Source organism: Rhizobacter sp. P2_D12, from assembly GCF_056404395.1.
Map to the genome: position 1 here is coordinate 1 of NZ_JBFUEB010000078.1, position 25,352 is coordinate 25,352.

Annotated in this window: 20 protein-coding genes; 12 read left to right on the forward strand and 8 right to left on the reverse strand. The window is 70.0% G+C overall.

The genetic code is table 11. From position 1 onward, the window contains the following. Window positions 1–402 precede the first annotated feature (402 nt). Entirely contained in the window at window positions 403–582 is a 180-nt protein-coding gene (locus AC1DYN_RS22955; RefSeq protein ID WP_477963431.1) for a hypothetical protein, read from the forward strand. Then, the gene (locus tag AC1DYN_RS22960; RefSeq protein ID WP_477963432.1) at window positions 582–782 is read left to right on the forward strand and encodes a hypothetical protein; all 201 of its coding nucleotides are present in this window, start codon (window positions 582–584) and stop codon (window positions 780–782) included. Before AC1DYN_RS22955 ends, AC1DYN_RS22960 begins: the two co-directional genes overlap by 1 nt. 7 nt (window positions 783–789) lie before the next feature. On the opposite strand, the gene AC1DYN_RS22965 is transcribed toward AC1DYN_RS22960, so the two are convergent. The 7 genes from AC1DYN_RS22965 to AC1DYN_RS22995 form a co-directional block, all read right to left on the reverse strand. Further along, window positions 790–1,815, reverse strand: a complete 1,026-nt coding sequence (locus AC1DYN_RS22965; RefSeq protein ID WP_477963433.1) for a GGDEF domain-containing protein — start codon at window positions 1,813–1,815, stop codon at window positions 790–792. A gap of 33 nt (window positions 1,816–1,848) precedes the next feature. Further along, the gene (locus AC1DYN_RS22970) at window positions 1,849–8,268 is read right to left on the reverse strand and encodes a hybrid sensor histidine kinase/response regulator (RefSeq protein WP_477963434.1); all 6,420 of its coding nucleotides are present in this window, start codon (window positions 8,266–8,268) and stop codon (window positions 1,849–1,851) included. A 60-nt stretch (window positions 8,269–8,328) separates the two neighbouring features. Beyond that, entirely contained in the window at window positions 8,329–10,629 is a 2,301-nt protein-coding gene (locus AC1DYN_RS22975; RefSeq protein WP_477963435.1) for a methyl-accepting chemotaxis protein, read from the reverse strand. A gap of 60 nt (window positions 10,630–10,689) precedes the next feature. After that, a complete protein-coding gene (locus tag AC1DYN_RS22980) occupies window positions 10,690–11,208 on the reverse strand; it encodes a chemotaxis protein CheW (protein WP_477963436.1) in 519 nt (172 codons plus the stop codon). A 44-nt stretch (window positions 11,209–11,252) separates the two neighbouring features. Further along, window positions 11,253–11,618: a response regulator gene (locus AC1DYN_RS22985; protein ID WP_477963437.1), complete on the reverse strand. Its 366-nt coding sequence runs from the start codon at window positions 11,616–11,618 to the stop codon at window positions 11,253–11,255. Between the two features lie 44 nt (window positions 11,619–11,662). Beyond that, on the reverse strand, window positions 11,663–12,055 hold the full coding sequence (locus AC1DYN_RS22990; RefSeq protein ID WP_477963438.1) for a response regulator: 393 nt from the start codon (window positions 12,053–12,055) through the stop codon (window positions 11,663–11,665). A gap of 72 nt (window positions 12,056–12,127) precedes the next feature. Beyond that, window positions 12,128–12,280: a rubredoxin gene (locus tag AC1DYN_RS22995; protein WP_477963457.1), complete on the reverse strand. Its 153-nt coding sequence runs from the start codon at window positions 12,278–12,280 to the stop codon at window positions 12,128–12,130. 191 nt (window positions 12,281–12,471) lie between these two features. Here AC1DYN_RS22995 and thiD point away from each other — a divergent pair, with 191 nt between their 5' ends. Genes thiD through mpl form a run of 3 tightly spaced genes read left to right on the forward strand, consistent with a single transcriptional unit; the run spans window position 12,472 to window position 16,072 of the window. Further along, window positions 12,472–13,404 carry a bifunctional hydroxymethylpyrimidine kinase/phosphomethylpyrimidine kinase gene (gene thiD, locus AC1DYN_RS23000; RefSeq protein WP_477963439.1) on the forward strand — a complete coding sequence of 311 codons (933 nt, stop codon included), beginning with the start codon at window positions 12,472–12,474 and terminating at the stop codon, window positions 13,402–13,404. Next, the gene (gene hemL / locus AC1DYN_RS23005) at window positions 13,394–14,689 is read left to right on the forward strand and encodes a glutamate-1-semialdehyde 2,1-aminomutase (protein WP_477963440.1); all 1,296 of its coding nucleotides are present in this window, start codon (window positions 13,394–13,396) and stop codon (window positions 14,687–14,689) included. Before thiD ends, hemL begins: the two co-directional genes overlap by 11 nt. A gap of 3 nt (window positions 14,690–14,692) precedes the next feature. Beyond that, on the forward strand, window positions 14,693–16,072 hold the full coding sequence (mpl, locus tag AC1DYN_RS23010; protein WP_477963441.1) for a UDP-N-acetylmuramate:L-alanyl-gamma-D-glutamyl-meso-diaminopimelate ligase: 1,380 nt from the start codon (window positions 14,693–14,695) through the stop codon (window positions 16,070–16,072). 38 nt (window positions 16,073–16,110) lie between these two features. Here mpl and AC1DYN_RS23015 read toward each other — a convergent pair whose 3' ends face one another. Then, window positions 16,111–18,831, reverse strand: coding sequence for a zinc-dependent metalloprotease (locus AC1DYN_RS23015; RefSeq protein WP_477963442.1), 2,721 nt, complete (start codon window positions 18,829–18,831; stop codon window positions 16,111–16,113). A gap of 173 nt (window positions 18,832–19,004) precedes the next feature. Here AC1DYN_RS23015 and AC1DYN_RS23020 point away from each other — a divergent pair, with 173 nt between their 5' ends. From AC1DYN_RS23020 to AC1DYN_RS23050, 7 genes are read left to right on the forward strand one after another with little or no spacing between them, the layout of a single operon-like run. Beyond that, a complete protein-coding gene (locus AC1DYN_RS23020; protein WP_477963443.1) occupies window positions 19,005–19,592 on the forward strand; it encodes a YqiA/YcfP family alpha/beta fold hydrolase in 588 nt (195 codons plus the stop codon). Between the two features lie 31 nt (window positions 19,593–19,623). Further along, entirely contained in the window at window positions 19,624–21,675 is a 2,052-nt protein-coding gene (locus AC1DYN_RS23025; protein WP_477963444.1) for a ribonuclease catalytic domain-containing protein, read from the forward strand. Between the two features lie 11 nt (window positions 21,676–21,686). Then, entirely contained in the window at window positions 21,687–22,547 is an 861-nt protein-coding gene (locus AC1DYN_RS23030; protein WP_477963445.1) for a TonB family protein, read from the forward strand. Window positions 22,548–22,551: 4 nt separating this feature from the next. Next, window positions 22,552–23,391, forward strand: a complete 840-nt coding sequence (aroE, locus tag AC1DYN_RS23035) for a shikimate dehydrogenase (RefSeq protein WP_477963446.1) — start codon at window positions 22,552–22,554, stop codon at window positions 23,389–23,391. Then, window positions 23,388–24,161 (forward strand): transglycosylase domain-containing protein, encoded by a 774-nt coding sequence (locus AC1DYN_RS23040; RefSeq protein ID WP_477963447.1) that lies wholly within the window; start codon window positions 23,388–23,390, stop codon window positions 24,159–24,161. The genes aroE and AC1DYN_RS23040 overlap by 4 nt, the downstream gene beginning before the upstream one ends. Before the next feature lie 30 nt (window positions 24,162–24,191). Further along, window positions 24,192–24,794, forward strand: coding sequence for a hypothetical protein (locus AC1DYN_RS23045; RefSeq protein ID WP_477963448.1), 603 nt, complete (start codon window positions 24,192–24,194; stop codon window positions 24,792–24,794). Then, complete coding sequence (locus AC1DYN_RS23050) at window positions 24,791–25,312, forward strand: TlpA family protein disulfide reductase (protein WP_477963449.1); 522 nt, start codon at window positions 24,791–24,793, stop codon at window positions 25,310–25,312. The genes AC1DYN_RS23045 and AC1DYN_RS23050 overlap by 4 nt, the downstream gene beginning before the upstream one ends. The last annotated feature ends 40 nt before the right edge of the window (window positions 25,313–25,352 follow it).

The following is a 25,352-nucleotide window of genomic DNA, read 5'->3' on the forward strand; positions in this document are numbered from 1 at the left end:
GCCCGCGCCCGCACCGGCGCGGGGGCCTGCACCGGCGCCGGCGTGGCGGCCGCGACCGGCTCGCCGTTCTGCGGGCCGCAGGCGGTGACGGCCATGGCCGCGGACAGCGCGGCGACGATGATGCTCGGGGTGGTCCAGGAGGTCGTGTTGTCCATGCTGCTTCCTTCCGTGACCGGCGGGAGGCCGGCCATGCGACGCCATCGTGGCCCCGCCGCCGGGTCGGCGCTGTCGCCCGGCGAGCCGAGCCGGCGCAGGAGCTTGTCGGAAAGCGCTGTAGGCCAACGGCTGTAGGCACACTCCTACGCCGCATCGCAGCATCGGCCGATGGCAGGCGCGGCAGGGCCGCGCGACGATGCCTGCCATCACCCCGCGCCCCGTGGGGATCGTCGAGGAGCAGTGGCGATGGCAAGCGATGCGGATTGGCTGGAAGACGTGCGGCGCTGGGCGCTCGGCGAGCCGGCGGCGGCCCGGCCGGCACCGGTGGCCGACGAGTCCTCCGCAGGCGATGAACTCGGCTACGAGGCGGCCCACCCGGCGCTGCAGGCCCGGCACTGGCCCGATGCCCTGCCGATCAAGTCGTGATGGCCACCGCAGCCCCCACCCCGGCCTGGCGCTCCGAGAACGCGCTGATCCTCGCCGCACTCGCGCTGTCGCTGGTTTTTCTGATCGCGTTCTGTGTCGTGGTGGCCAGCGTGGTGCGCAGTGCCGAGCGCCAGCACCAGGCCGCCGACACGTTCTCGCATCCGCCGACCACCGCCGTCCAGCTGACGGCGTCCAAGTGACGCAGGATCAGAACAGCTCGACGTCCCCGATGATCGAGTCGTCTTCCAGGGCCCCCGCCGCCACCAGCGCCGCATGGCTGCGCACCTGGTTGCGCCCGTGCGTCTTCGCGTAGTACACCGCCTTGTCCGCCCGCTCGAACGCGCCGCTCGGCGTGTCGCCCGGCTTGACCTCGGTGAACCCGATGCTGATCGAGATGCGCCCCACCTGCGGGAACCCATAGGCCTCGGTGTTGGCCCGCATGCGCTCCAGCGCCATCGCGGTGTCTTCCTCGCGCGCGCAGCGCATCAGCACCACGAACTCCTCGCCGCCGAAGCGGTAGAGCCGGTCGTGGAAGCGGAAGCTGCTGCGCATCAGCCGCGACAGCAGCAGCAGCACCTCGTCGCCGATCAGGTGGCCGTAGTTGTCGTTGACCGACTTGAAATGGTCGATGTCGATCACGCCCAGCCAGTAGTGCTGCTGCGATGACGGCGGCGCGCGCCGCGTGTCGGCATGCGACACCAGCGCCGGCGTGTTGGTGGCCTTCAGGAAGCTCTCGTCGAAGGTCTTGCGGTTCAGCAGGCCGGTCAGCGTGTCGCGCTCGCTGTAGTCGAGCAGGCCTTCGAAGTTGCGGTAGATGCGCAGGATGCTGCACACCAGCCGCTGCGATTCGTCGCTCATCGCGGCCTCGGTCTCGACCTCGAGCACCCCCACCACCTCGCGGTCGGTGCTGACGGCGAAGATGGTCAGGTGGGGCGTGCCGGGCACCGCCAGCACCGTCTGCCCGTTCATCGCCTGCAGCCGCGCCGGGAAGGCATCGAGCGGCGGCAGGCTGTCGACGTCGGCCCACACCGGATCGGCGCGGGCCACCGCATCGTGCCGGCCCAGGTGGGCCCGCGTCAGCCAGCGCTCCTGGCCCTGGTCGCCGACGCTGCGGTGGATGGCCACCGACAGCGGGCGCAGCAGGTCGCGCAGCGCGCCCACCAAGGTGACGTCGAGGATGTCGCGGTCGCGAAAACCCGTCAGTTCGGCGAGGTGGTCGACCAGCTCGGACATCGCAGGTACTCGTGAGGCCCCATGGATGCGAGCCTACGCCAAAGTCACGTCGGCCGTGTAGCGCCCGATCAAGGCCAGCAGGTCTTCTTCGGAATACGGCTTGCCGAGGTAGTGGTCGACCCCCAGTTCGGCGGCGTAGTCACGGTGCTTCTGCGCGATCCGCGAGGTGATCATGATCACCGGCAGGTCGCGCAGCCGTGCGTCGCCGCGGATGTTGCGCACCAGGTCGAAGCCGTCCATGCGCGGCATCTCGATGTCGCTCAGCACCACCTGCGGCAGGTCTTCGGCCAGCCGTTCGAGTGCCTCGATGCCGTCCTTGGCCAGCTGCACGCGGTAGCCTTCGCGCACCAGCAGGCGCTGCGTGACGCGGCGCACCGTCAGCGAATCGTCGACCACCAGCACCAGCGGCGCCAGGCGCTGCGGGGCTTCGGTGGAGCTGGTCTCGATGACGTGCGACTGGGTCGGTGCGTGGCGTGCCGCCAGCGTCGCGGCACGTGCCGCATCGCCGTACAGCGTGGCCAGCGCCACCGGGTTGTAGATCAGCGCGACGGCACCCGAGGCCAGCAGCGTCATGCCCGCGAGGCCCGGCAGGCGCGACAGCTGCGGCCCGAGGTTCTTCACGACCACTTCCTGGTTGCCCAGCACTTCGTCCACGTGCAGCGCGATGCGCTGCTGCGCGCTTCGCACCACCACCACCGGGCGCATGCGGCTGACTTCCTGGGTGATCGCCGTCTGCTGCAGCAGCGCACCCAGCCAGAAGAACAGCAGCGAGCGGTCGCCCACCGGGAAGGTGCCGCTGGCGTAGGCATGCTCCAGCTCGTCCAGCTTGGCGCGGCGCACGATCTCGATCAGCGTCGCCGGCACCGCAACCACGGTACTGCCGCAGCGCAGCATCACCACCTGCGTCACCGCCGTCGTCAACGGCAGCAGCAGCTTGAAGCTGGTGCCCTGGCCGACCGCGGTGGCGGTCTCGATGCGCCCGCCCATCGCGTTCACTTCGGAACGCACCACGTCCATGCCGACGCCGCGGCCGGCCAGTTCGGTCACCTGGTCGGCGGTGGAGAAGCCGGGCGTGAAGATCAGGTTGGCCAGTTCGGCATCGCTGTGCGATTCGTCGGCCTTGATCAGGCCCATCGCGACGCCCTTGTCGCGGATGCGCGCCAGGTTCAGGCCGGCGCCGTCGTCGCGGAATTCCACGCCGACTTCGTTGCCTTCCTGGTGCAGCGACACGGTGATGCTGCCGGCGGCGTCCTTGCCGACACCGGTGCGCACGTCGGGACGCTCGATGCCGTGCGTCACGCAGTTGCGCAGCAGGTGCTCGAAGGCCGGCGTCATGCGGTCCAGCACGCCGCGGTCGATTTCGATCGAGCCGCCGATGATGTCCAGGCGCACCTGCTTGCCGGTTTCCTTGGCCGCCTGGCGGACCACGCGGTACAGGCGGTCGGAGGCGCTTTCGAACTCGACCATGCGGGTACGCAGCAGGTCGTCCTGCAGGTCGCGCGTCAGCCGGGCCTGCGCCGCCAGCTCGTCCTCGGTGGTCTCGAGCGTGCGGTGCAGCGTGCGCTGCACGGTGGCCACGTCGTTCACCGACTCGGCCATCATCCGCGTCAGTTCCTGGAAGCGCGTGAAACGGTCGAACTCGAGCGGGTCGAACGACTGGGCCTGCGCCTTCGCCTGCTCCAGCCGCGAGCTCATCTGCGTCTCGGCCTGCAGCTCAATGTCGCGCAACTGGCCGCGCAGGCGCTCCAGGTTGTCCGTCAGATCGGACAGCGAGCCGCGGATGTTGCCGACCTCGGCCTCGATCCGCGAGCGCGTGATGCTGACCTCACCGGCCTGGTTGACCAGGCGTTCGAGCAACGGGCCGCGCACGCGCACCGCGGAATGCGTCGGCGCGACGGTGGCGTCGGCCGCCACCACCGCGCCCGGCGTGGCCGAGAAGCGCGACCAGTCGATGTCGCCCGAGGGCGCCACCTGCTGGGCCGCGACGCGGGCCGGCGTCATGACGGGGTTCTGGGCCTGGGGCTGAACAGGGGTCGGTTCCAGTGCCTCGACGAACGGCGCAGGCGCGGTGGCCGGCTCGAGCGGCAGCGGCTCGGTGACCGGCGGCTGCTCGGCGAACGTCTCGGCGGGCTGGATCGGGTCGGCGACCACCGGCGGGGGCACCACCATTGGCGGCGCGACCGGCGCCTGCACCACGGGCGGCGCCACGACCACCGGCGGCGGGGCCACCGGCGGGGGCGGCGCGTACACCGGCGCGGCCGCCTCGGCATACGCCTGGGCATCGCGCGAACGCAGCGCTTCGAAGGTGTGGGCCAGGCCGTCGGCGCGCGACTGCAGCGCCTCGACGTCCTGCGTGGTCGCAGGCGTCGCCTGTTGCAGCAGGTGCTCGATGCGGGTTTCCAGCCGGTGCGCCATTTCGCCCAGGCGCATCGCGCCGGCCAGGCGGGCACCGCCCTTCAGCGTGTGCAGCGTGCGCATGCAGGCGGCCGCCGGGCCGTTGTCGCCCGGACGCCGCGCCCATTCGCGCAGCTTGCCGGCCAGCTCGGGGATCAGCTCTTCGCCTTCTTCCTCGAAGATCGGAAACAGCTCGGCGTCGACCGCGTCGACCGCGTCGAGGTCGTCGTCTTCATCGTCCTCGTCGTCCGCATCGACCCGCACCGGCGCCGAGCGCTGCGGCTCGGCCGCGAGCGGCTCGAAGGCCTTCAGTTCGGGCAGGCCGAGGCCGGCGAAGTTGGTGTCGTTGGTGCCGAACGAGCCTTCGGTCGCGGCGGCCAGCGCTTCGGGGTCGACGAACTCGGCCACGTCGCTCACCTCGGGCACCTCGGCCACTTCGATCACCGGCTCGTTCAAGGCCAGCTCGGGCACCGGCTCGTCGAACGAGATGTCCAGCGCATCGAAGCCGGCTTCCGGCTGCGGCGCGGGAATGTCGTCGATGACCGGCGGCGCGGCCTCGTTGGCAGCGTTGACGGCCTGCAGGCGTTGCGCCGAGCTCAGCTCGTGCGCCGCCAGGCGCTCCAGCAGCTCGGGTGCGGCAGGCTTCAGGAAGCCGGCGGCGAACTGGTGCAGCAGGCGCCGCACTTCCTCGGCCGAGTCGACGAACAGCCGGGCCTCTTCGATGGTGCCGACACCGATCGACTGCGAGCGCATCAGCGCGTGTTCCAGCAGGCGGGCCAGGTGCGACAGCTCGGTGAAGCCGACGGTGGCCGAACTGCCGGCCAGCGAGTGCGCCAGCGCGATCGGCATTTCGCCGACCGGACGGTGCAGCTCCATCGCCCATTCGGCGACCTCGGTGGTCAGCCGGCGCGACAGCTCGTCGGCCTCGTTCAGGTAGATGTTGAACAGCGGGATGCCGATGCGCAGCGGCCCGACGATCTTGACCTGGTCGTCATCGGACAGCGGCGCCGCTTCGGGCGCAGCGGCCTCCAGCGGCGTGGCGGCCACCTCGGCGATCATCGGCGCGGCCTCGATCACCGGCTCGCCGCCGAAGATGTCGTCGCCGAGATCGAGCTCGATCAGCTCGACCGATTCGGCCGGCAGCGACTGCGGCTGTACGGCCGCGGCCGGCGACACCGGGTCGAGCACCGATTCGATCGGCGCATCGACCCCCAGCTCGAGCGAATCGAGCATCGAGGTGTCGGGCAGCTCGAACGACGGCAGCTCGCTGGCGGCGGCCGTCGTGGCCTGCGGCACGGCGGCCGGGGCATCGAACGCACCCAGGTCGAGGTCGAACGACAGGTCGGCCAGCGGCAGCGGCGCCGAGGCGACCGGCGGGGCGACCGGCTTGGCAGGCGGCGCCGGCGGCACGGCAGCCGCCAGCGGAACCGGCTTCGACACCGGCGCGGTGACGACCGGCGCGGGCGGTGCCGCAGCAGGCTTGCCGTCGCCGAACGACAGCGACATCAGCGGCACCGGCGAGGTGGCGCCGACCTTGATCGGCGGCACCGGATCGCCGCGGCCCAGCGCCTCGGCCGCGGCCTTGACGGTGGCGGCCTGGAAGCCGGTCACGTTTTGTGCCGCGATCGCGTCGACCCACTTCGCGAAGTAGGCGAGCGCTTCGTTGGAGAAATTCAGCAGCGTCGGGTCGGCGGCCTTCTGACCGGCAAGCCAGGTGTTGTAGACCTGCTCGCAGGCCCACGCGGCCTCGCCGAATTCCTTCAGCCCGACCATGCGCGAGCTGCCCTTCAGCGTGTGGAAGGCACGCCGCACGGTGGTCTGCTGCTCGAGGTCGGCACTGGCATTCGCCAGCGACTTCAGCGCGGTCTCGGCGGTCTCGATGACCTCGCGCGCTTCCTCGAGGAAGATCTCGCGCATCTCCGGGTCGTCGCCCAGGTCGGTGGCCATGCTGGCCGGCGCGGCCGACAGCGCCGGCTGCACCTTGGCCGGCGCGGCCTCGGGCATGTCGAGCACCGGGTCGGTGGCGGTGTGGACGAAATCGGACAGCGCCTCGGACAGCTGCTCGCGCGCCGCCACCACCTCTTCGGTGTTGTGCGCGTGGCCGATGGCCTCCTTCGCATGCTCGACGGCGGCCACCAGCTCAGGCTGCTCGGCCGCCTGCGCCTCGTGCGACAGGCGGTCCAGGTCGCGGGTGACCTCGTCCAGCGGCACGTGGTCGCTGGCGGCGGTGAGCGACAGCGACTGCGCCTGCTCGATCAGGCGCGGCTCGACCGGCGCCGGCGCATGCGCCAGCGCGAGGTTGGACGCCTGGCGCGCGGCGGCGCTGCGGCCCATCAGCGGACTCAGCGTGCCGGAGCGCGCGTCGAACACGAACAGCGACTTCGCCATCGCCGGCTGCACGCTGAGCATGTCGATCAGGAAGCCGAGCGCACCCAGGTTGCCGGCCAGCCGGTCGAAGGTGCCCGACTGGACCACGCGCTGCGGGTCGACTTCAGTCGTGATCAGGCCATCGACGTCCTCGCGCATGCGCAGCACCGCCTGCGAGGCCTGGTCCATGCCCAGCACCGACAGCACGCCGCGCATCGCGGACAGCTGGTTCGGCACCGGCACCAGCACGTCGCGCTGCGCCGGGTCGCGGAAGAACTGGTCGATCAGCTTCTCGGCCTCGGACAGCGAGGCGCGCAGCTCCTGCACGACACTGCCCATGGTCTGGCGGTCGGAGACGCGGCGGTACAGCTCCTCCATCCACGCTTCGAGCGGGTCGGGGGTGTTGCCGGCGCGCACCGAGGCGATGCGCTGCGCCAGCCGGCGCACGCGCGCGGCCTGCTCCGGGTGGTCGAAATCGGCGTCTTCGAGCGAGGCCTCGAGGTACAGCACGCTGGTCGCGACTTCCATCGCGAGCGCGGCCTCGGGGGCACTGTTGGCCTGCTGCGTCTGCAGCACGGCGCCCTGGATCTCGTCGGCCAGCAGCTCGCCGCTCGGGTACAGGCGCTTGACCGAATCGCCGACCAGCGAGAACTGCTCGGCCAGCCCGCTCATGCGGTGCATTTCGCCGCCGGCGACCGACGACCAGGCGTCCTTCGCGGTGGCGACGCGCTTGCGCGCCTGCACGATGAGGGCCGGGTCGAAGCGGCCCAGGCGGCTGGTGTCGTAGTCGACCGGCAGGTGCTGGGCCAGCCCGTAGACCTGGCGCACGGCGGCCAGGCGCGGCGTCTTGCGGCCGTCGCCGGGCGAGGTGCTTTGCGCGCAGAAGAAGAGCAGGTCCTGGGCGAGGCGCTCGGACACGTCGGGCTGGCCGCGCTCCAGCGTGCGCAGCTGCGCCAGCAGGCGCGAGGCGACGCGCTTGGTGTGGACGTCGCCCTTCAGCAGGCCATTGGCCTGGCTCTCGAAGAAGGCGGCGGCCAGTTTCCACAGCGTCGAGTGGGTCAGCTCTTTCGCGTGCGCGCCGAGGCCGGCGCAGACGTCGCTCATGCGCTGCAGCGCCGGCATCGGCTCGCCGCGCATGATCAGCAGCAGCTGGCGCTCCATCAGCCCGCGCGCGATCGAATCGGGGGCGCGCGGCTTGACGCTCGTGTCGCTGGGCAGCTCGCGCCAGCGCCAGTCGATGTGCCACAGGTCGGCCGGGTGCACGCGTTCGGCACCGGCCAGCGCCTGCACGGCCTGGTATTGCGGGAACAGCGCGAGCGGCGAGACCGGCTTGTCGGCCAGCAGGCGCTGCAGGTAGTCGAGCAGCGCGAACGAGGCGCGCTCGATGGTGTCGACCTCGGCCGACGTGAGCTTCTGCGGCTTCGCGACGAAGCGCTGCACCGCCGCCTCGCTGGCGGCCAGCACGCTGGCGACGGCCGGCAGGCCGACCAGTTCGAGCGCACCGACGCCCTGGTGGATCTGCTGGCGCGCGGTGCGCAGCACCGACGGGTCGACCGCGTCGACATCGGAGCCGCTGTTCGCCTCGGCCTCCTTCACATAGCGGCGCAAGGCCTTGTGGGCCGTGTCCAGGGACTTGCGCAGTTCTTCGTGGACCCACGCGAGCGCGCTGAGGTCGTCTGTCGTCTCACTCATGGTGTCGCTCATCGTCGCGTTGGGGGCTGCGGCGTGTCAGGCCGCAGACAGCACACTAGCTCAACCGATCTTGAACCGTGCAACCGATTGCTTCAGTTCTTCAGCCGTCCGGGACAGTTCGCGCACCATCTGTGCCGTCGAGCGCGTACCTTCACCGGTCTGCTCCGTCACCGCAAAGATGTGCTGGATGTTCGCCGCCACCACGTTGGCCGATTCGGCTTCTCGCGATGCCTGGCTGGAAATGTGCGCAATCAGGTCGGCCAGCTGGCGTGACACGCGGTCGATGTCGCCCAGTGCGTTACCGGCCGCGTCGGACAGCCGGGTTCCTTCCACCACGCCCTGCGTCGAACGTTCCATGGCCGCCGCAGCATCCTGGGTGTCGGTCTGAATGGTCTTCACCAGGGCCGCGATCTGCCGCGTGGCGTCGCCGGAGCGTTCTGCCAGCCGTTGCACTTCTTCGGCAACCACCGAGAAGCCCCGGCCCGCTTCACCGGCCGATGCGGCCTGGATGGCGGCGTTCAGTGCCAGCACGTTGGTCTGTTCGGTAATGTCGGAAATCAGCTCGGTGATTTCGCCGATCTCCTGCGACGATTCGCCCAGCCGCTTGATCCGCTTGGAGGTTTCCTGGATCTGGTCGCGGATGGAGTTCATGCCGCCGATGGTGTTCTGCACCGCGGTCAGGCCGGACTCGGCGGCCTGCAGCGATTGACGCGCCACCTGGGCCGTCTGCTGCGCTTGATGCGACACGTCGTTGATTCGGCCGGCCATCTGCAGCACCGACTCGCCGGTTTCGCGGATCTCGCGCAGCTGTTCGTCGGATGCGGCCAGCAGTTCGGTCGACGTCGCTTCCACCTGCTGCGTGGTCTCGGTCACCCGGCCCACCGTGCCCTGCACCTGCGACACCAGCGTTCGAAGCTCTTCCACCGTGTAGTTCACCGAGTCGGCGATGGCGCCCGTGATGTCTTCCGTCACGGTCGCCTGCTGGGTCAGGTCGCCTTCAGCAACCGTCTGCAATTCGTTCATCAACCGCAGAATGGCCGCCTGGTTCGCGTCGTTGACGCGCTTGGCTTCCTGTTCCTGGCGTTCGGCTTCCAGCCGCTGGTTCTCGGCGAGCGCCGCACGTTGCGCCTGGTCACGCACATACAGTTGCAGGAAACCGGCACCGCCCAGCGCCAGCACGACGGCCGACAGCAGCAGCAGACCCAGGCTCACCACATTGAAACCGGTCTCCTGGCCGAGGCGCACCTGCACCGCTTCCAGGCCTTTGCGCAGCGGCTCGCTGTCGCCGATGATGGCGGATTGCGCTTCACGCGCCGAGACCAGGCCCTGCAGGTTGCCCAGGATCGAGCTGGCCTGCGTGCGGGTCTCTTCGTATTGCTTGAGCAGCGCGGTCAGGCGCTCCTTGGTCTGCGGGTCCTTGGTGCCCGGCAGGCGCAGTTCGGCATTGCCGTTCGACAGGCCGTCGGCGATCTCGCGGAACGAGTTCAGGTCCTTGCCCAGCAGGAACACGGCCTCGGGGCTCACGCCTTCCATGGTCAGGAATTCGTTGGCCGACTTGCCGATGCGCTGGGTCAGCATCACGAGCTGGCCGACCGCGGACAGCTCGGCCGGCGAGGCCTCCTGCTGCAGCTTCAGCGACGACACGGTTTCCGCGATTTCGAGCAGGTCGGACGACTGGCGGTTGATCGCGCGCAGCGCCTGGCCGACCTGCGTCAGGATCTTCTGCTGCGCCAGCACGGTCGTCGCGTTCTTCTCGGCGCGGTCGACCAGCGGCAGCAGCGGCTCCAGGTCCTGCTGCACGCCGGACGGCGCCGCATCCATGTTGGCGTCGCCCTTGGCCAGGCCGCGCACGCTGCTTGCCAGCACCGCGGTACTTTCCTTCACTTCCGGGAAGGCCTGCGCACTGCCGATCAGCGCCTGCGACACCGACTTCGCCAGACGCTGCGACTGCATCAGCGCCTGACCCGAGGCGGCCACCTGGGCCGCGCCCTTGTTCGCCTGGTTCAGCGAGCTGATCGTCATCGCGACCAGGCCGACCAGACCGATCAGCACCATCGCACCGAGGATGCGCTGCTGCTGCGACACCGGGCGGCTGCCGATCAGCGGCACGCCGGTGCCGGCCATCAGCGCGGCGTTGTCGCCGCTCGGCAGGCGGGTCTCGGAGAAGTCGGCGATCTCCGAAGGCGCGGCCTCCGAGATGATCGACGAATCGAGGTTCACCGTCTGCGCTCCACCGTCGGGCCGCGTCGCGTCGTCGCGTCCCAGGTCCAGAGACGCGTCGTCCAGCGCCATGGCGCCACCGTCGGCATACGCGTCGTCGCGGCCTTTGCCCTTGCCTTTGATTTTGTCCAGGAAGCTCATAGGTGCCTCGTTGCGTCGTCTTTGGGTAATGCAGTCAGGAGGGCCGGCGCGCGCTGCGCATCAGCCGGCGATCTTCAGGAAAGCTGCTTCGTTGGCCAGCTGTGCCAGGTTCAGTTCGCGCCACAGGCGGTTGCCTTCGTCGCGATAGTGCGTGCCGACGAAGGCCGGTCGCGCCTGGCCGTCATCGGCCTCAGGCGTCAGCTGGTCGAGGTTGCGCAGCCCGGCGAGCCGGTCGACCAGCACCGCGCAGTTGATGTTCAGGTCGTTGTTGAACGCGACGAACCATGACTGCTCGCGCACCGGCTCGTTGCCGCGCACGCCCAGGAAGCCGGCCAGGTCGACCACGCCGTGCAGCTTGCCGCGCAGGTTGGCCACGCCCATGAACCAGCGGCTGGTGTACGGCACCGGCATCGCCGGCGAGAACGGAAAGATTTCACCGGCCTCCTGCAACGGGAACAGGAACCCGTGGCTGCCGCACTCGACGGCAAGCCAGGCGCGGCCGCGCTCTTGCGTACGCGCCGCCTGCAGCCTTTCGGCCAAGCGGCTTTGCAGCTCGCGCAATGCTTCCTTGTTGGCCATTCAGTTTCGCCTGGGAGACGTGGAGGTTGGGAGGATGCCGGGGTTCAGTCGAACGCGCGGATCTTGGACACCAGCTCGTCGGCATCGACGGGCTTGACGATGTAGTCGCGTGCGCCCTGGCGCATGCCCCAGACCTTGTCGGTCTCCTGGTTCTTGCTGGTGCACATGATCACCGGCACGTCGGTGAAGCGCGGATCGCGCGTGATGGCGCGCGTCAGCTGGAAGCCGTTCTGGCCCGGCATCACCACGTCCATCAGGATCAGGTCGGGCTTCTCTTCGCCGAGGCGGCGCATCGCGTCCTCGCCGTTCTCGGCGGTGCGCACGGTGTAGCCGCGCTTCGTGAGCAGCTCCGACAGGTAGTGCAGTTCGGTCTTCGAGTCGTCGACCAACAGAATCTTCTGAATCGCCATGTCCTTACTCCTTCATCTCTTCGGTGCAAGCGCCGGGCCGGGCATCAGCCGCGGGCCGGGCGGTGCTGTTCCACTGCCTGCAGCAGCTGGTCCTTCGTGAACGGCTTCGTGAGGTAGTCCTCGGAGCCGACCATGCGGCCGCGGGCCTTGTCGAACAGGCCGTCCTTCGAGGACAGCATGATCACCGGCACGTCGGCGAATTTCGCGTTGCGCTTGATGATGGCGCAGGTCTGGTAGCCATCCAGCCGCGGCATCAGGATGTCGCAGAAGATCAGGTCCGGGCCATGGTCGTTGACCTTGGACAGGGCATCGAAACCGTCTTCCGCCAGCAGCACGGTGTGGCCGCCCTGCTTCAGGAAGATCTCCGCGCTGCGGCGGATGGTGTTGCTGTCGTCGATCACCAGCACCTTGATGCCTGCGATGGCTTCATTGCTCACCGAGAATCCCCTCAATGACTGTGCGCGGCCGGGCCTTGTGCCCGGCACGCAATGTAAGAGCCTCAGCGATCATCAGATCTGGACCATTTCAAAATCTTCTTTGCGCGCGCCACATTCCGGGCAGGTCCAGTTCATGGGTACTGCTTCCCATGCGGTGCCTGGTGCAATACCGTGTTCCGGGTCGCCAGCAGCTTCRTCGTAKAYCCAGCCGCAGATCAGGCACATCCAGGTTCGGGTACCGCTGAGGTCATTGCTCACTTTGTTTTTGTCGCTTCACTACAATGAGAAAAGATTGTAGCGAGGCAGATTGCCAAAAATACATTGATTTCTAGGCACCTACGCCACATTCCTCACATTTTTCTAGAAGTCAGTGCCGGCAAACCCGGCTCGTCTTCTCCTTTCCTGACGGACTTCCAATGACCCCTGACGCCCCCCCTGCGGACCCCCAGTCCGACCCGAACCAGGAAGCTCCGGCCCCCGCCTGCGTGATGAGTTTCAACGCCAGCGACCCGAGCGGCGCCGGCGGCCTGGCCGGTGACGTGGCGACGATCGCCGCCATGGGCGCGCATGCGCTGCCGGTGGTCACCGCGATCGTGCTGCGCGACACGGCCGAGGTGTTCGACCACAGCGCGATCGACGCCGACGTGGTGGTCGAGCAGGCGCGCAGCATCCTCGAGGACGTCAGCATCGCCGCCTGGAAAGTCGGTTTCCTCGGCTCGGCCGAGGGCGTCAGCGCGGTCGCCGAGGTGCTGTCCGACTACCCCGAGGTGCCGCTGGTGTCGTACATGCCCAACCTGTCGTGGATGGAAGAGGACGACCAGCAGGCCTACCTCGACGCCTTCCGCGAGCTGGTGCTGCCGCAGACCGAGGTGCTGGTGGGCAACCACCAGACGCTGACCGACTTCCTGCTGCCCGACTGGAGCAGCGAGCGCCCGGCCTCGCCGCGCGAGCTGGCGGTGGCCGCGGCGCAGCACGGCACGCGCTTCGTGCTGGTGACCAGCGTGCCGCTGCCCGACCAGTTCATGGACAACGTGCTGGCCTCGCCGCAGGGCGCGATCACCGGCGAGAAGTTCGAGCGCTTCGAGGTCAGCTTCGTCGGCGCGGGCGACACGCTGTCGTCGGCGCTGGCGGCGCTGCTGGCGGCCGGCAGCGAGCTGCACGCGGCGGTCGGCGAATCGCTCGCCTTCCTCGACCAGGCGCTCGACGCGGGCTTCCGTCCCGGCATGGGCAACGTGATCCCCGACCGCTTCTTCTGGGCGCTGCCGCCCGGCGAGGAAGGTGAAGAAGGCGAAGGCGGCGCGGCCGCCAACGACGACGAGGCCCCGAAGGATCCCCGGCATGTCCACTGAGACGACCAACGAAGCGCTGTTCGAGCGCGCGCGCCGCGTCATCCCGGGCGGCGTCAACTCCCCGGTGCGCGCCTTCCGCGCCGTCGGCGGCACGCCGCGCTTCATCGCGCGCGCGCAGGGCGCCTACATGTTCGACGCCGAAGGCCGGCGCTACATCGACTACATCGGCTCGTGGGGCCCGATGATCCTCGGCCACGGCCACCCGGCGGTGCTCGACGCGGTGCAGAAGGCGGCGCTGGACGGCTTCTCGTTCGGCGCGCCCACCGAGCGCGAGATCGAGCTGGCCGAGGAGATCCTGAAGCTCGTGCCCAGCATGGAGCAGATCCGCCTCGTCAGCTCGGGCACCGAGGCGGCGATGAGCGCGCTGCGCCTGGCGCGCGGCGCGACCGGGCGCAACAAGATCGTCAAGTTCGAGGGCTGCTACCACGGCCATGCCGACGCGCTGCTGGTGAAGGCCGGCTCGGGCCTCGCGACCTTCGGCAACCCCACCAGCGCCGGCGTGCCGGCCGAGGTGGTGCAGCACACGCTGGTGCTCGAGTTCAACCACCTGGCGCAGCTCGAGGAGGCCTTCAGCCTGCACGGGCGGGACATCGCCTGCGTGATGATCGAGCCGATCGCCGGCAACATGAATTTCGTGCGCACCCAGCTCGCCTTCATGAAGCGGCTGCGCGAACTGTGCACGCAGCACGGCGCGCTGCTGGTGTTCGACGAGGTGATGACCGGCTTTCGCGTCGGGCTGCACGGCGCGCAGGGCCTGTACGCGCGGGCGCTGCCCGGCTTCGAGCCCGACCTCAGCGTGTTCGGCAAGGTCATCGGCGGCGGCATGCCGCTCGCGGCCTTCGGCGGCAAGCGCGCGGTGATGGAGCAGCTGGCGCCGCTCGGCCCGGTCTACCAGGCCGGCACGCTGTCGGGCAACCCGGTGGCCACCGCCTGCGGCCTGGCGACGCTGCGCGAGATCCAGCGGCCCGGCTTCTTCGAGGCGCTGTCGGCACGCACGCGCAGCCTGGTCGACGGGCTGGCCGCCGTCGCGCGCGACAACGGCGTGCCGTGGTCGACCGATTGCGAAGGCGGCATGTTCGGCTTCTTCCTCGCCAAGGACCTGCCGCAGAACTACGCCACGGTGATGGCCACCGACAAGGAGCGCTTCAACCGCTTCTTCCACGGCCTGCTGGACCACGGCGTGTACATCGCCCCGGCGCTGTACGAGGCCGGCTTCGTCAGCGCCGCCCACACCGCCGAAGACATCGAGGCCACGATCGCCGCGGCACGATCCGTGCTGAAGTAAGGCATGCACATCCACATCCTCGGCATCTGCGGGACGTTCATGGGCGGCATCGCGGCGCTCGCGCGCGAGGCCGGGCACCGCGTCACCGGCTGCGACGCCGGCGTCTACCCGCCGATGAGCGACCAGCTGCGCGCGCTCGACATCGACCTGATCGAAGGCTGGGGCACCGACCAGCTGCAGCTCAAGCCCGACCTGTTCGTCGTCGGCAACGTGGTGTCGCGCGGCAACGAGCTGATGGAAGCCATCCTCGACGCCGGGCTGCCGTACACCAGCGGCCCGCAGTGGCTGGCCGAGAACGTGCTGCAGGGCCGCCACGTGCTCGCGGTGGCCGGCACGCACGGCAAGACCAGCACCACCTCGATGCTGGCCTGGGTGCTGGAGCAGGCCGGGCTGAAGCCGGGCTTCCTGGTGGGGGGGGTGCCGCAGAACTTCGGTGTCTCCGCACGACTGGGCTCGGCGAGCCCAGGGGCCAGGCTCGGCCAGGGCCAGCCCTTCGTGATCGAGGCCGACGAGTACGACACCGCGTTCTTCGACAAGCGCAGCAAGTTCGTGCACTACCGGCCACGCACCGCGGTGCTGAACAACCTCGAGTTCGACCACGCCGACATCTTTCCCGACCTGGGCGCGATCGAGACCCAGTTCCACCACCTGGTGCGCACGGTGCCGGCCGCCGGGCGGCTGGTCGTCAACGCGCGCGAGGAATCGCTGCAGCGCGTGCTGGCGCGCGGCTGCTGGAGCGAGGTGGTGCGCTTCGGCGCCCGCAAGGAGACGCCGGGCGCGTTGCGCGCGCGCGGCGAGCCGCACGTGTTCGACGTGCTGCGCGGCAGCCTGAAGATCGCGCACGTCGAATGGCCGCTGCTGGGCGAGCACAACCAGCTGAATGCGCTGGCCGCGATCGCCGCGGCCGAGCACGTGGGGGTGGCGCCCGAGGTCGCCGCGAAGGCGCTGGCGACCTTCCGGAACGTGCGCCGCCGCATGGAGCTGCGCGGCGAGGCYGGCGGCGTGAAGGTGTACGACGATTTCGCGCACCACCCGACGGCGATCCGCACCACGGTCAACGGGCTGCGCCGCAAGGTGGGGCTGGAGCGCATCCTGGCCGTGCTGGAGCCGCGCTCGAACACGATGAAGCTGGGCACGATGAAGGCCCAGTTGCCGTGGTCGCTGGAAGAGGCCGACCTGTCGTTCTGCTACCAGGGCAACCTGGGCTGGGATGCGCGCGAAGCGCTGTCACCGATGGGCGACAAGGCGGTGGTGTGCGACACGATCGACCAGCTGGTCGCCGCGGTGCGCCGGGCGGCGAAACCCGGCGACCACGTGCTGTGCATGAGCAACGGCGGGTTCGGCGGTGTGCACGACAAGCTGCTGACGTCCCTGGCGGGCTGAGGAACAGGGCCCCCGGATTCCGCTGCGCTGCATCCGGGTCAGCTCCGCAGCATCGACGCCTTCAGCGCCTCGTTCAGCGTCGACAGGCTGTCCTGCAGGTGCGCCCGGCTCTCCACCGACAGCTTCGGGCTGTTGACCGCCCCGCGCAGCTGCCCCTGCAGCTCCACCGCCTCCATCCGCACCAGGCTCAGCGCGTCCGGCGGCAACGTGCCCGCTCCCCGCGTCAGCAGGCCCTGCACGCGGCGCAGGTGCTCGCGCTGCAGGTTGCGGCGCAGCCGGTCGATGTCGCTGCCGGTCTTCAGCTCGCTCCACACCGACGACTGCAGCGTGCCGTACACCTCGGCCAGCGAGATGATGCTGCGCTTGTTCGCATCCCCCACGTACAGCGGCAGGTCGAGCAGCCGCGACGCGGTGCCGGCACTCATCAGCCGGTCCAGCGCCGTCACCTGCACCTGCAGCACCGCCGCCGGGATGCTGACCGGCCCGCCTCGGTCCCACTCGTTGTAGTCGGGCGACAGGCTGGACAGGAACTGCGGCTTGAAGCGGAAGCTGTCGGCATTGAACAAGCCCCGGGCCAGGAACTGCAGCGCATCGCGCTGCTTGGCCGGCGCCACCGGCGCATAGGCCGGCCGCCGGGTCGAGCCCGGCAGGTCGCGCACGGTGTTCATGCCGCCGACGTACTTGCCGACCAGGTCGGCCGCACGGCCCAGCTGCTGGAAGCCGCTCAGCAGCACGCGACGCTGGCGCGTCGCCTCGTCGCCCGGTTGCGGCACGCGGTCCTGCACGCGCTGCCACAGCTCGCGCGACAGCTGCAGCCGCTTCTCGTAGTAGGCCAGCGGGTCGTCGCCGAGGTCGAAGCGGTTGACCAGCGGATCGATGCCGTCGTTGCCGCGCTGCCCGCCGGCCTCGGCATCGTCGGCATACGCCAGCAGCGGATCGGTGCTGCGCGACGCGATGCGCGACAGCTCGGCCGCCTCGTCGGCCGGCGCGATCGGCTTGTAGGCGTACTCGATCGCCCAGTAGTCGTACGGCCCGAGCGTGGTGTTGTTCAGGCTCGCCTGCTTCTCGCCCGACAGCGCCAGGTTGTAGGCGTTGTAGTCCATCACCGAACCGGAGATGCCCTTGCTCTCGGTGAAGCCCTTGTCCTGCAGCTGCGCGCGCGTGACCACCGTCGAGGCCTTGAAGTTGTGCTTCAGCCCGAGCGTGTGGCCGACCTCGTGCATCACGACGTCCTTGATGCGCGACAGCACGAAGGCATCGGCCTCCGGGCCGTCCGGCGCGATCTCGCCGCGCGCCTCGAGCAGGTCGAGCGCGAAATCCATCTCCAGCGCGGCTTCCTGCGCGTAGTTGCAGTAGTCCATCCCCTGCGGCTTGTTCCAGGGGGCGAAGGCCGCGGGTGCGGCGGCGGCGGCATGCCCGACGTCCTCGACCAGGAAGCGCCGCGCGCTGCGCCCGAACACGTCGCTCATGCCGATGTCGGCATCGATGATCTCGCCGGTGCGCGGATCGGAGTGGTTGGGCCCGATCGCGAAGCCGACGTCGGCACCGGTGAACCAGCGGATCGACGCATGGCGCGCGTCCATGTTGTCCCAGTCGGCGTCGTCGGGTTGCTGGCTGACGACGATCGCATCCTTGAAGCCGATGCGCTCGAAGGCCTTGTTCCACTCGAGGATGCCGGCCTCGACCGCGCCGCGGTACTGCACCGGGATGTTCTTGTCGAGCCAGTAGACGATCGGCTGCTTCGGCTCGGACAGCGCGGCCTGCGGATCCTTCTTCTCGAGGCGCCAGCGGTTCACGTAGTGCAGCCGCGGGTTGGCCTTGGCGTCGCTGGTGAGGTCGGTGACGACGTCGAAGAAGTGGCCGAGCCGCGGGTCGGTCTTGCGCGGCGCCATCGGTTCGGCCAGTTTCGTGAAGTTGTAGACGAAACCGACGAACATGCTGCGCGGATCGGGCGTGGTCGACGGCGGCGGCGGGGTCGGCACCGGGCTCGGCACCAGCGGCGGCGCGGGCAGCCGCGAGGTCGCGAAATGCATGCGCGCATTCAGCGTCGTGATGTCGTCGGTGGTGCGGATGCGCTCGAAGAACGAATTGCCGCGGTCCAGCGCGTACGGCAGCCGGAACGCGGTCTCGATGGCCGTCGAGTAGCCCGGCATGTCGGACAGCAGGAAGTTGGCATCGACCAGCACCGACTTGCGCTGCGGGTGCGGCGCACTGACGATGCTGGCCGCGCCCAGCAGGCTGTTCGAGAAGGCCTGCTCGACGCTCGCGCGCATCGCCGGCGTGGTGCCGACGTAGCTGGTGTTCAGCGCCACCAGCTGGATCAGGTTGCTGCCGATCTTGCGGAAGCTGGCCAGCCACTGCGGCCCCATCTGGCTCGCGTACAGGCCGCGCTCGCCGACCGAGTTGGAGATGTTGATCGACAGCAGGAAGGGCTGGTCGAGGCGCTCGACCGGGATCTCGAGCCAGGTCTTCTCGTCCTTGCGCCACACCGGCACGAAACCATCCTGGCGCGTCGCGCCCTTGATGACTTCGTCGAAGGGCTTGGGCGCGGCCGGGTCGAGCCGCACGATGGTTGCACCGGGCGCCGAGGCGGCCGATGCGGCGGCGGCCGCCGCCGCGGCGCTGACCGGGGCGGACGCGGCACCGGCCGGGGCCACCACGACGATGGGCGGCGCGGTGGTGACGCAGCCCTGCAGCAGGAAACCGGCGAGCACGAGCGACAGGCCGGCGGGGGTCGCGGGGAACAAGGGGGCTTTCACGTCAACGGATTCCTTGTGAAGGGGCGGTCGTCGGATGGGAGGCGCGAGGCAACGGCGCGACGAAACAAAGTGTAGAGCGTGCGGCGGGGTCGCTCGGGGCGCGGAGCGCCGAGCTAGACTCGCTCGCGCCCCGCAGGTTCCGTGCCTTTCGCGGCGTTTTCGTGGCGTTTCCCATGACCACCCACCTCCTCTACCTGCACGGTTTCCGCTCGTCCCCGCAATCGACCAAGGCACGCCTGGTCGAGGCCTGGGTGCGCCGGCACGCGCCGCGCGTCACCTGGCGGTGCCCRCAGCTGCCGCCGTCGCCGCAGGAAGCCGTCGACGGCCTGCTGGCCGGGGTGGCACGCTGGCCGCGCGATGGCATGGCGGTGATCGGCAGCTCGCTGGGCGGCTTCTACGCCACCGTGCTGGCCGAGCGGCTGCAGTGCCCGGCGGTGCTGCTGAACCCGGCGGTCGACCCCGCGCGCGACCTGGCGGCCCACATCGGCGAAACCAAGGCCTGGCACAGCGACGAGCGCTTCTGGTTCGTGCCGGCCTACGTCGACCAGCTGCGGGCGATGGCGCCGCCGGTGCTGGCGCAGCCGTCGCGCTATTTCGCCGTCATCGCCACCGGCGACGAGGTGCTCGACTGGCGCGAGATGAGCGAGCGCTACCGCGGCGCCCACCTGCGCATCGTCGAAGGCAGCGACCACGCGCTGACCGGTTTCGAACACCACCTGCCCCACCTGATGCATTTCCTGAAGCTCGCGCCCGCCCCCTGAAGGGCACGGGCTTCAGGCGACAATCCCGCCCATGTACGCATTGTTCGATGACGCCGGCAAGTTCCTCGCCGGCCGCGTGATGACCGAAGCCGACAGCTCGATGCAGATCGAGCTCGACTCCGGCAAGCGCGTGAAGGTGAAGGCGGCCAACGTGCTGCTGAAGTTCGAGAAACCGCTGCCCGCCGAGCTGATCGCCGAGGGCCAGCGGCTCGCGCGCGAGATCGACCTCGACCTGGCCTGGGAATTCGCGCCCGAGACCGAGTTCGGCTTCGCCGACCTGGCGCGCGACTACTTCGAGGCCGGCGCCGGCGTCGAGAAGCAGGCGGCCGCACTGTTCCGGCTGTTCGAGGCGCCGCACTACTTCCGCCGGCTCGGCAAGGGCCAGTTCAAGAAGGCGCCGGAAGACATCGTCAAGGCCGCGCTGCTGGGCATCGAGCGCAAGAAGCAGCTGGCCGCGCAGATCGACGCCTGGGCCGCCGAGCTGGTAGCCGGCCAGTGCCCGGCGCCGGTGCGCGAGCAGCTCTACAAGATCCTGTTCCGCCCCGACAAGAACGCCGCCGAGTACAAGGCCGTCGTCGAAGCCTCGCGCCGTGCACAGAAGGCGCCGCTCGACCTGCTGACGGCCGCCGGCGCGATCGACTCGCCCTACCAGTTCCACTGGCGGCGCTTCCTGTTCGAGAACTTCCCGAAGGGCACCGGCTTCCCGGCGCTGTCGGCGCCGGCCATCAAGGACGTGCTGCCGGTGGCGGCGGTGCAGGCCTTTTCGATCGACGATTCGCAGACCACCGAGATCGACGACGCGCTGTCGGTGCAGGGCCTGGGCAGCGGCACTGTCGTGTTCGGCGTGCACATCGCCGCGCCCAGCCTGGCGATCGCACCCGACGGCCCGATCGACAAGGTCGCGCGCGACCGGCTGTCCACCGTCTACATGCCGGGCTACAAGCTGACGATGCTGCCCGACGACGTGGTGCAGGCCTACACGCTGCAGGCCGGGCGCGATTGCCCGTCGGTGTCGCTGTACGTCAGCTTCGACGAGGCCACGCTGCAAGTGAAAGCCACCGAGACGCGGCTCGAGCGCGTGCCGATCGCCGCCAACCTGCGGCACGACCAGCTCGACGCGGTCATCACCGAGGCCACGCTGACCGGCGACGCGCCGGCCGCCTACGACTTCGCGCCCGAGCTCGGCTTCTGCTTCCGGCTGGCCCGCCACCTGAAGGCGGCGCGCGAGGTGGTGCGCGGCAAGCCGGAGCTGTTCAACCGCGCCGACTACAACTTCAAGCTCGAAGGCAACGACGGCGCCGAGCCGCGCGGCGACGAGCGCGTGAGCATCGGCACGCGCCAGCGCGGCTCGCCGCTCGACCTGATCGTCGCCGAGGCGATGATCCTGGCCAACAGCACCTGGGGCGGCTGGCTGCACGAGCTGGGCGTGCCCGGGATCTACCGCAGCCAGGCCAGCATGGCGCCGGGCGTCAAGGTGCGCATGGGCACCAAGGCCGCGCCGCACGCCGGCATGGGCGTGGCGCAGTACACCTGGGCCACCTCGCCGCTGCGCCGCTACGTCGACCTGCTGAACCAGTGGCAGATCATCGCCTGCGCGCGGCACGGCCGCACGGCGGCGCTGGCCGCCCCGTTCAAGCCGAAGGATGCGGCGCTGTTCTCCATCATTTCCAGCTTCGACGCCGCCTACGGCGCCTACAACGGCTTCCAGTCGGGCATCGAGCGCTACTGGACGCTCAAGTACCTCGAGCAGAACGAGGTGCACGAACTCGACGCTGCGGTGATGAAGGAAGGCCTGGTGCGCGCCGACACGCTGCCGCTGGTGTTCCGTGCCGTCGGCGCCGAACGGCTGCCGCGCGGCGCGCACGTGCGGGTGCGCATCACCGGCACCGACCTGCTGACGCTGGACGTCCACGCCAGCGTGCTGGCGCGCCTGGACGACCCGGCGACGACGCAGGACGACAAGACGGTCGACGAGGCCGAAGCCGAGGTCGAGAGCGAGGAAGTCGCGGCCGGTCCGCTGACGCTCGCGATCGACGTGCAGGCGGACGCCGTCGACGAGGAAGTCCCGACCCCCGCCGCCTGAACCTTGCCGAGATGCTGAAGAAATTCACCACCCTGCAGATCGCGCTCGCGGTGTCGATCGGCGTGCACGCCCTGTTGCTGGTGGTGCGCTTCGTCGACCCCGAGGGCTTCAACCGCGTGTTCCAGGACACGCCGCTGGAAGTCATCCTGGTCAACGGCAGCTCGGCCGAGGCGCCGGCCAAGGCGCAGGCGATCGCGCAGCGCAACCTGGCCGGCGGCGGCGAGGCCGAGCGCGGGCGCGCGACCTCGCCGCTGCCGTCGTCGCCGCTGATCGAACTGGGCGATTCGGCCGACGACGCGCACAAGCAGATCGAGCAGCTGCAGGAGACGCAGCAGCAGCTGCTGGCGCAGATCCGCCGCGAACTGGCCTACCTGCCGGCGCCCGACCCGAAGCGCGACCGCGGCGACCCGGCCGCGCGTGCGCAGGAAGAGCGCCGCCGCCAGCTGCTGCAGCTGCTGGCCGAGATCGAGAAGCGCATCAACGAGGAGAACTCGCGGCCGAAGAAGCGCTACATCAGCCCGGCCACGCGCGAGGAGCTGTACGCGATCTACTACGACTCGCTGCGCCGCAAGATCGAAGACCGCGGCACGCGCAACTTCCCCGAGTCGCAGGGCAAGAAGATCTATGGCGACCTGATGATGGTGATCACCATCGACGCCGGCGGCCGCGTGCTCGACACCGAGATCGTGCGGCCGTCGAAGTCGCCGCTGCTGGACAAGCGGGCGATCGCGATCGTGCGCGCCGCCGCGCCGTTCGGCCAGTTCAGCCCCGAGATGCGCAAGCGCGCCGACCAGCTGGTCATCACCTCGCGCTTTCGCTTCACGCGCGAAGAGGGCCTGGAAACCACCTTGAGCGCCCCGGCGCAACGCTGACCCCATGGACCGCTACGTCGTCGCCGGCAACCCGGTGGAGCACAGCCAGTCGCCGTTCATCCATGCGCGCTTTGCCGAGCAGACCGGGCAGGCGCTGCAGTACGACCGGCTGCTGTGCCCGATGGACGGCTTTGCCGACACGGTGCGCGCCTTCGCGGCCGGCGGCGGGCGCGGCTGCAACATCACGGTGCCGTTCAAGTTCGACGCGTTCGCGCTGGCGGTGCACCGCACGCCGCGCGCGACGCTGGCGGGTGCGGCCAACATCCTGCGCTTCGATGCGGACGGCTGGCTGGCCGACAACGCCGACGGCTGCGGGCTGGTGCGCGACATCGAGCAGAACGCGGCGCGCCCGCTCGCCGGGCAGCGCGTGCTGGTGGTCGGCGCGGGCGGTGCCGCATCGGGTGCGCTCGGCCCGCTGCTGGAAGCCAGGCCGGTGCAGCTGGTGCTGGCCAACCGCAGCGTCGACAAGGCGCAGGCGCTGGTGGCGCGCCACGCGGCGCTGGCCGATGGAATGGGGGTCGCGCTCGCGGCCGCGACGCTGGACGGCTGCGGCGAACGCTTCGACGTCGTGGTCAACGCCAGCGCGAGCAGCATGCAAGGGGCCGCGATCCCGGTGTCGCCGCGCGTGCTGCGGCCGGGCGCGCTGGCGCTGGACATGATGTACGGGCCGGCCGCGCAGGGCTTCGTCGAATGGGCTGCGCAACACGGCGCGGTCGGCCGCGACGGGCTGGGCATGCTGGTCGAGCAGGCCGGCGAGGCCTTCTTCGTGTGGCGCGGGATGCGCCCGGACACGAAGCCGGTGCTGGCCGCGCTGCAGGCCCGCCTTTCCGCTGCCCAGCGATGAAGGCCGCGATCCGACAGGGCGCGCGCCTGGTCGCGCTGCTGCTGCTGTCCGCGCTGGCGCTGCAGCTGTACTTTCTCGCGCGGGTCGCGCTGATGGCGGTGGTCGACCCGGAATCCACCACCTTCCAGCGCTCGGAAGCCTGGCGGTTGCTGGCGGAGAAGCACGAGTTGCCGTGGAGCCAGCAGTGGCAACCGTATGAGCGCATCTCCGACCACCTGAAGCGCGCGGTGATCGCCTCCGAGGATGCCGGCTTCACCGAGCACAGCGGGGTCGAGTGGGACGCGGTCGAGAAGGCCTGGGAAAAGAACCAGCGCGCCGAGGCCCGGGCCGGGAAGATCAACGAACGCCTGGAGCAGCGGCCGGCGAAGCCGCACGCGGCGCCGGCGCGGCGGGCCGAGCCGAAGATCATCGGCGGCTCGACCATCACCCAGCAGCTGGCGAAGAACCTGTTCCTCGGCAGCGAGCGCAGCCTGCCGCGCAAGGCGCAGGAGTTCGTCATCACCTTCATGCTGGAGGGGCTGCTGTCGAAGCAGCGCATCCTGGAGATCTACCTGAACAACGTCGAATGGGGCGAAGGGGTGTTCGGGGCGCAGGCGGCGGCGCGGCACTACTTCCGGGTCGATGCCGCCGGGCTCGGCACGCTGCAGGCGGCGCGGCTGGCGGTGATGCTGCCGGCGCCCAAGCGCTTCGAGAAGCGGCCGGGCTCGGCCTACGTCGTCGGGCGCGCGGGCACCGTGGCGGCCCGGATGGGGGCGGTGGAGTTGCCCTAGCGTGGCGATGCCGCGCCCTAGAATCCCCGGATGGCACCTTCCCTGACCGACGAACTGGCGAGCGCCGCGGCACGGCTCATCGTCGAGGAAGGCATGGAGTACGGGCCGGCGAAACGCCGCGCGGCGCGCGATCTCGGCAAGCGCAGCACCCGCTCGGTCGACCTGCCCGACAACGACCAGGTCGAAGACGAGGTGCGGGCCTACATTGCACTCTTCTGCGCCGACACCCAGCTGGCCGAGCTGCGGGCGCTGCGTGAAGTGGCGCTGGCCTGGATGGAACGGCTGGAGGCGTTCCGGCCCCACCTGCACGGCGCGGTCTGGCGCGGAACCGCGACGCGGCTCAACAGCGTGCGCATCGAGCTGTTCTGCGACGACTCGAAGGAGGCTGAACTGGCCCTGATCGACCGCCGCGTGCCGTACGACGTCGGCAGCCTCGACGGGCCCCGCCGCGAGCCGATCGACGTCCTGACGGTCAGCAGCCCGAGCGCGGCGCTCGGCGAAGAAGTCACGGTGCACCTGACGATCCTCGACCGCGACGACCTGCGCGGTGCCCTCAAGCCGGACAGCCGGGGGCGCAGCGAGCGCGGCGACCTGGCCGCGCTGCGGCGCCTGATGTCCGCGGAGCCGGCATGAACCGCCGCCATGCGCTGACCCTCGGCGTGGCCGGCGTCGCGCTGGCCGCCGGCGCCGGCTTCGGCTGGTGGCGCGAACAGCGCAATGCGCTGCCGCCGGCCGAACAGGCGCTCTGGGACCTGCAGTTCGACCGGCCCGATGGCGGCACGCTGCAGATGGCCGGCTTGCGCGGGCAGCCACTGCTGCTCAACTTCTGGGCCACCTGGTGCGCGCCCTGCGTCAAGGAAATGCCGCTGCTCGACGCCTTCCAGCGCGCCCGGCAGGCCGAGGGCTGGCGCGTCGTCGGCCTGGCGGTCGACAGCCCGACGCCGGTGCGCGAGTTCCTGCGGAAGCTGCCGGTCGGGTTTCCGGTCGGGCTGGCCGGGCTGACCGGTGTCGACCTCGCGCGAACGCTCGGCAACGAGCGCGGCGGCCTGCCCTTCAGCGCCGTCTTCGGCCGCGACGGGCGCATCATCGCGCGCAAACTGGGCAGCGTGAGCGAGCAAGACCTGTCGAACTGGGCACAACAGCCGGCCTGACGAACGTCCGGCCGAGTTTTTTGCATTTTGCTGTCTTCGG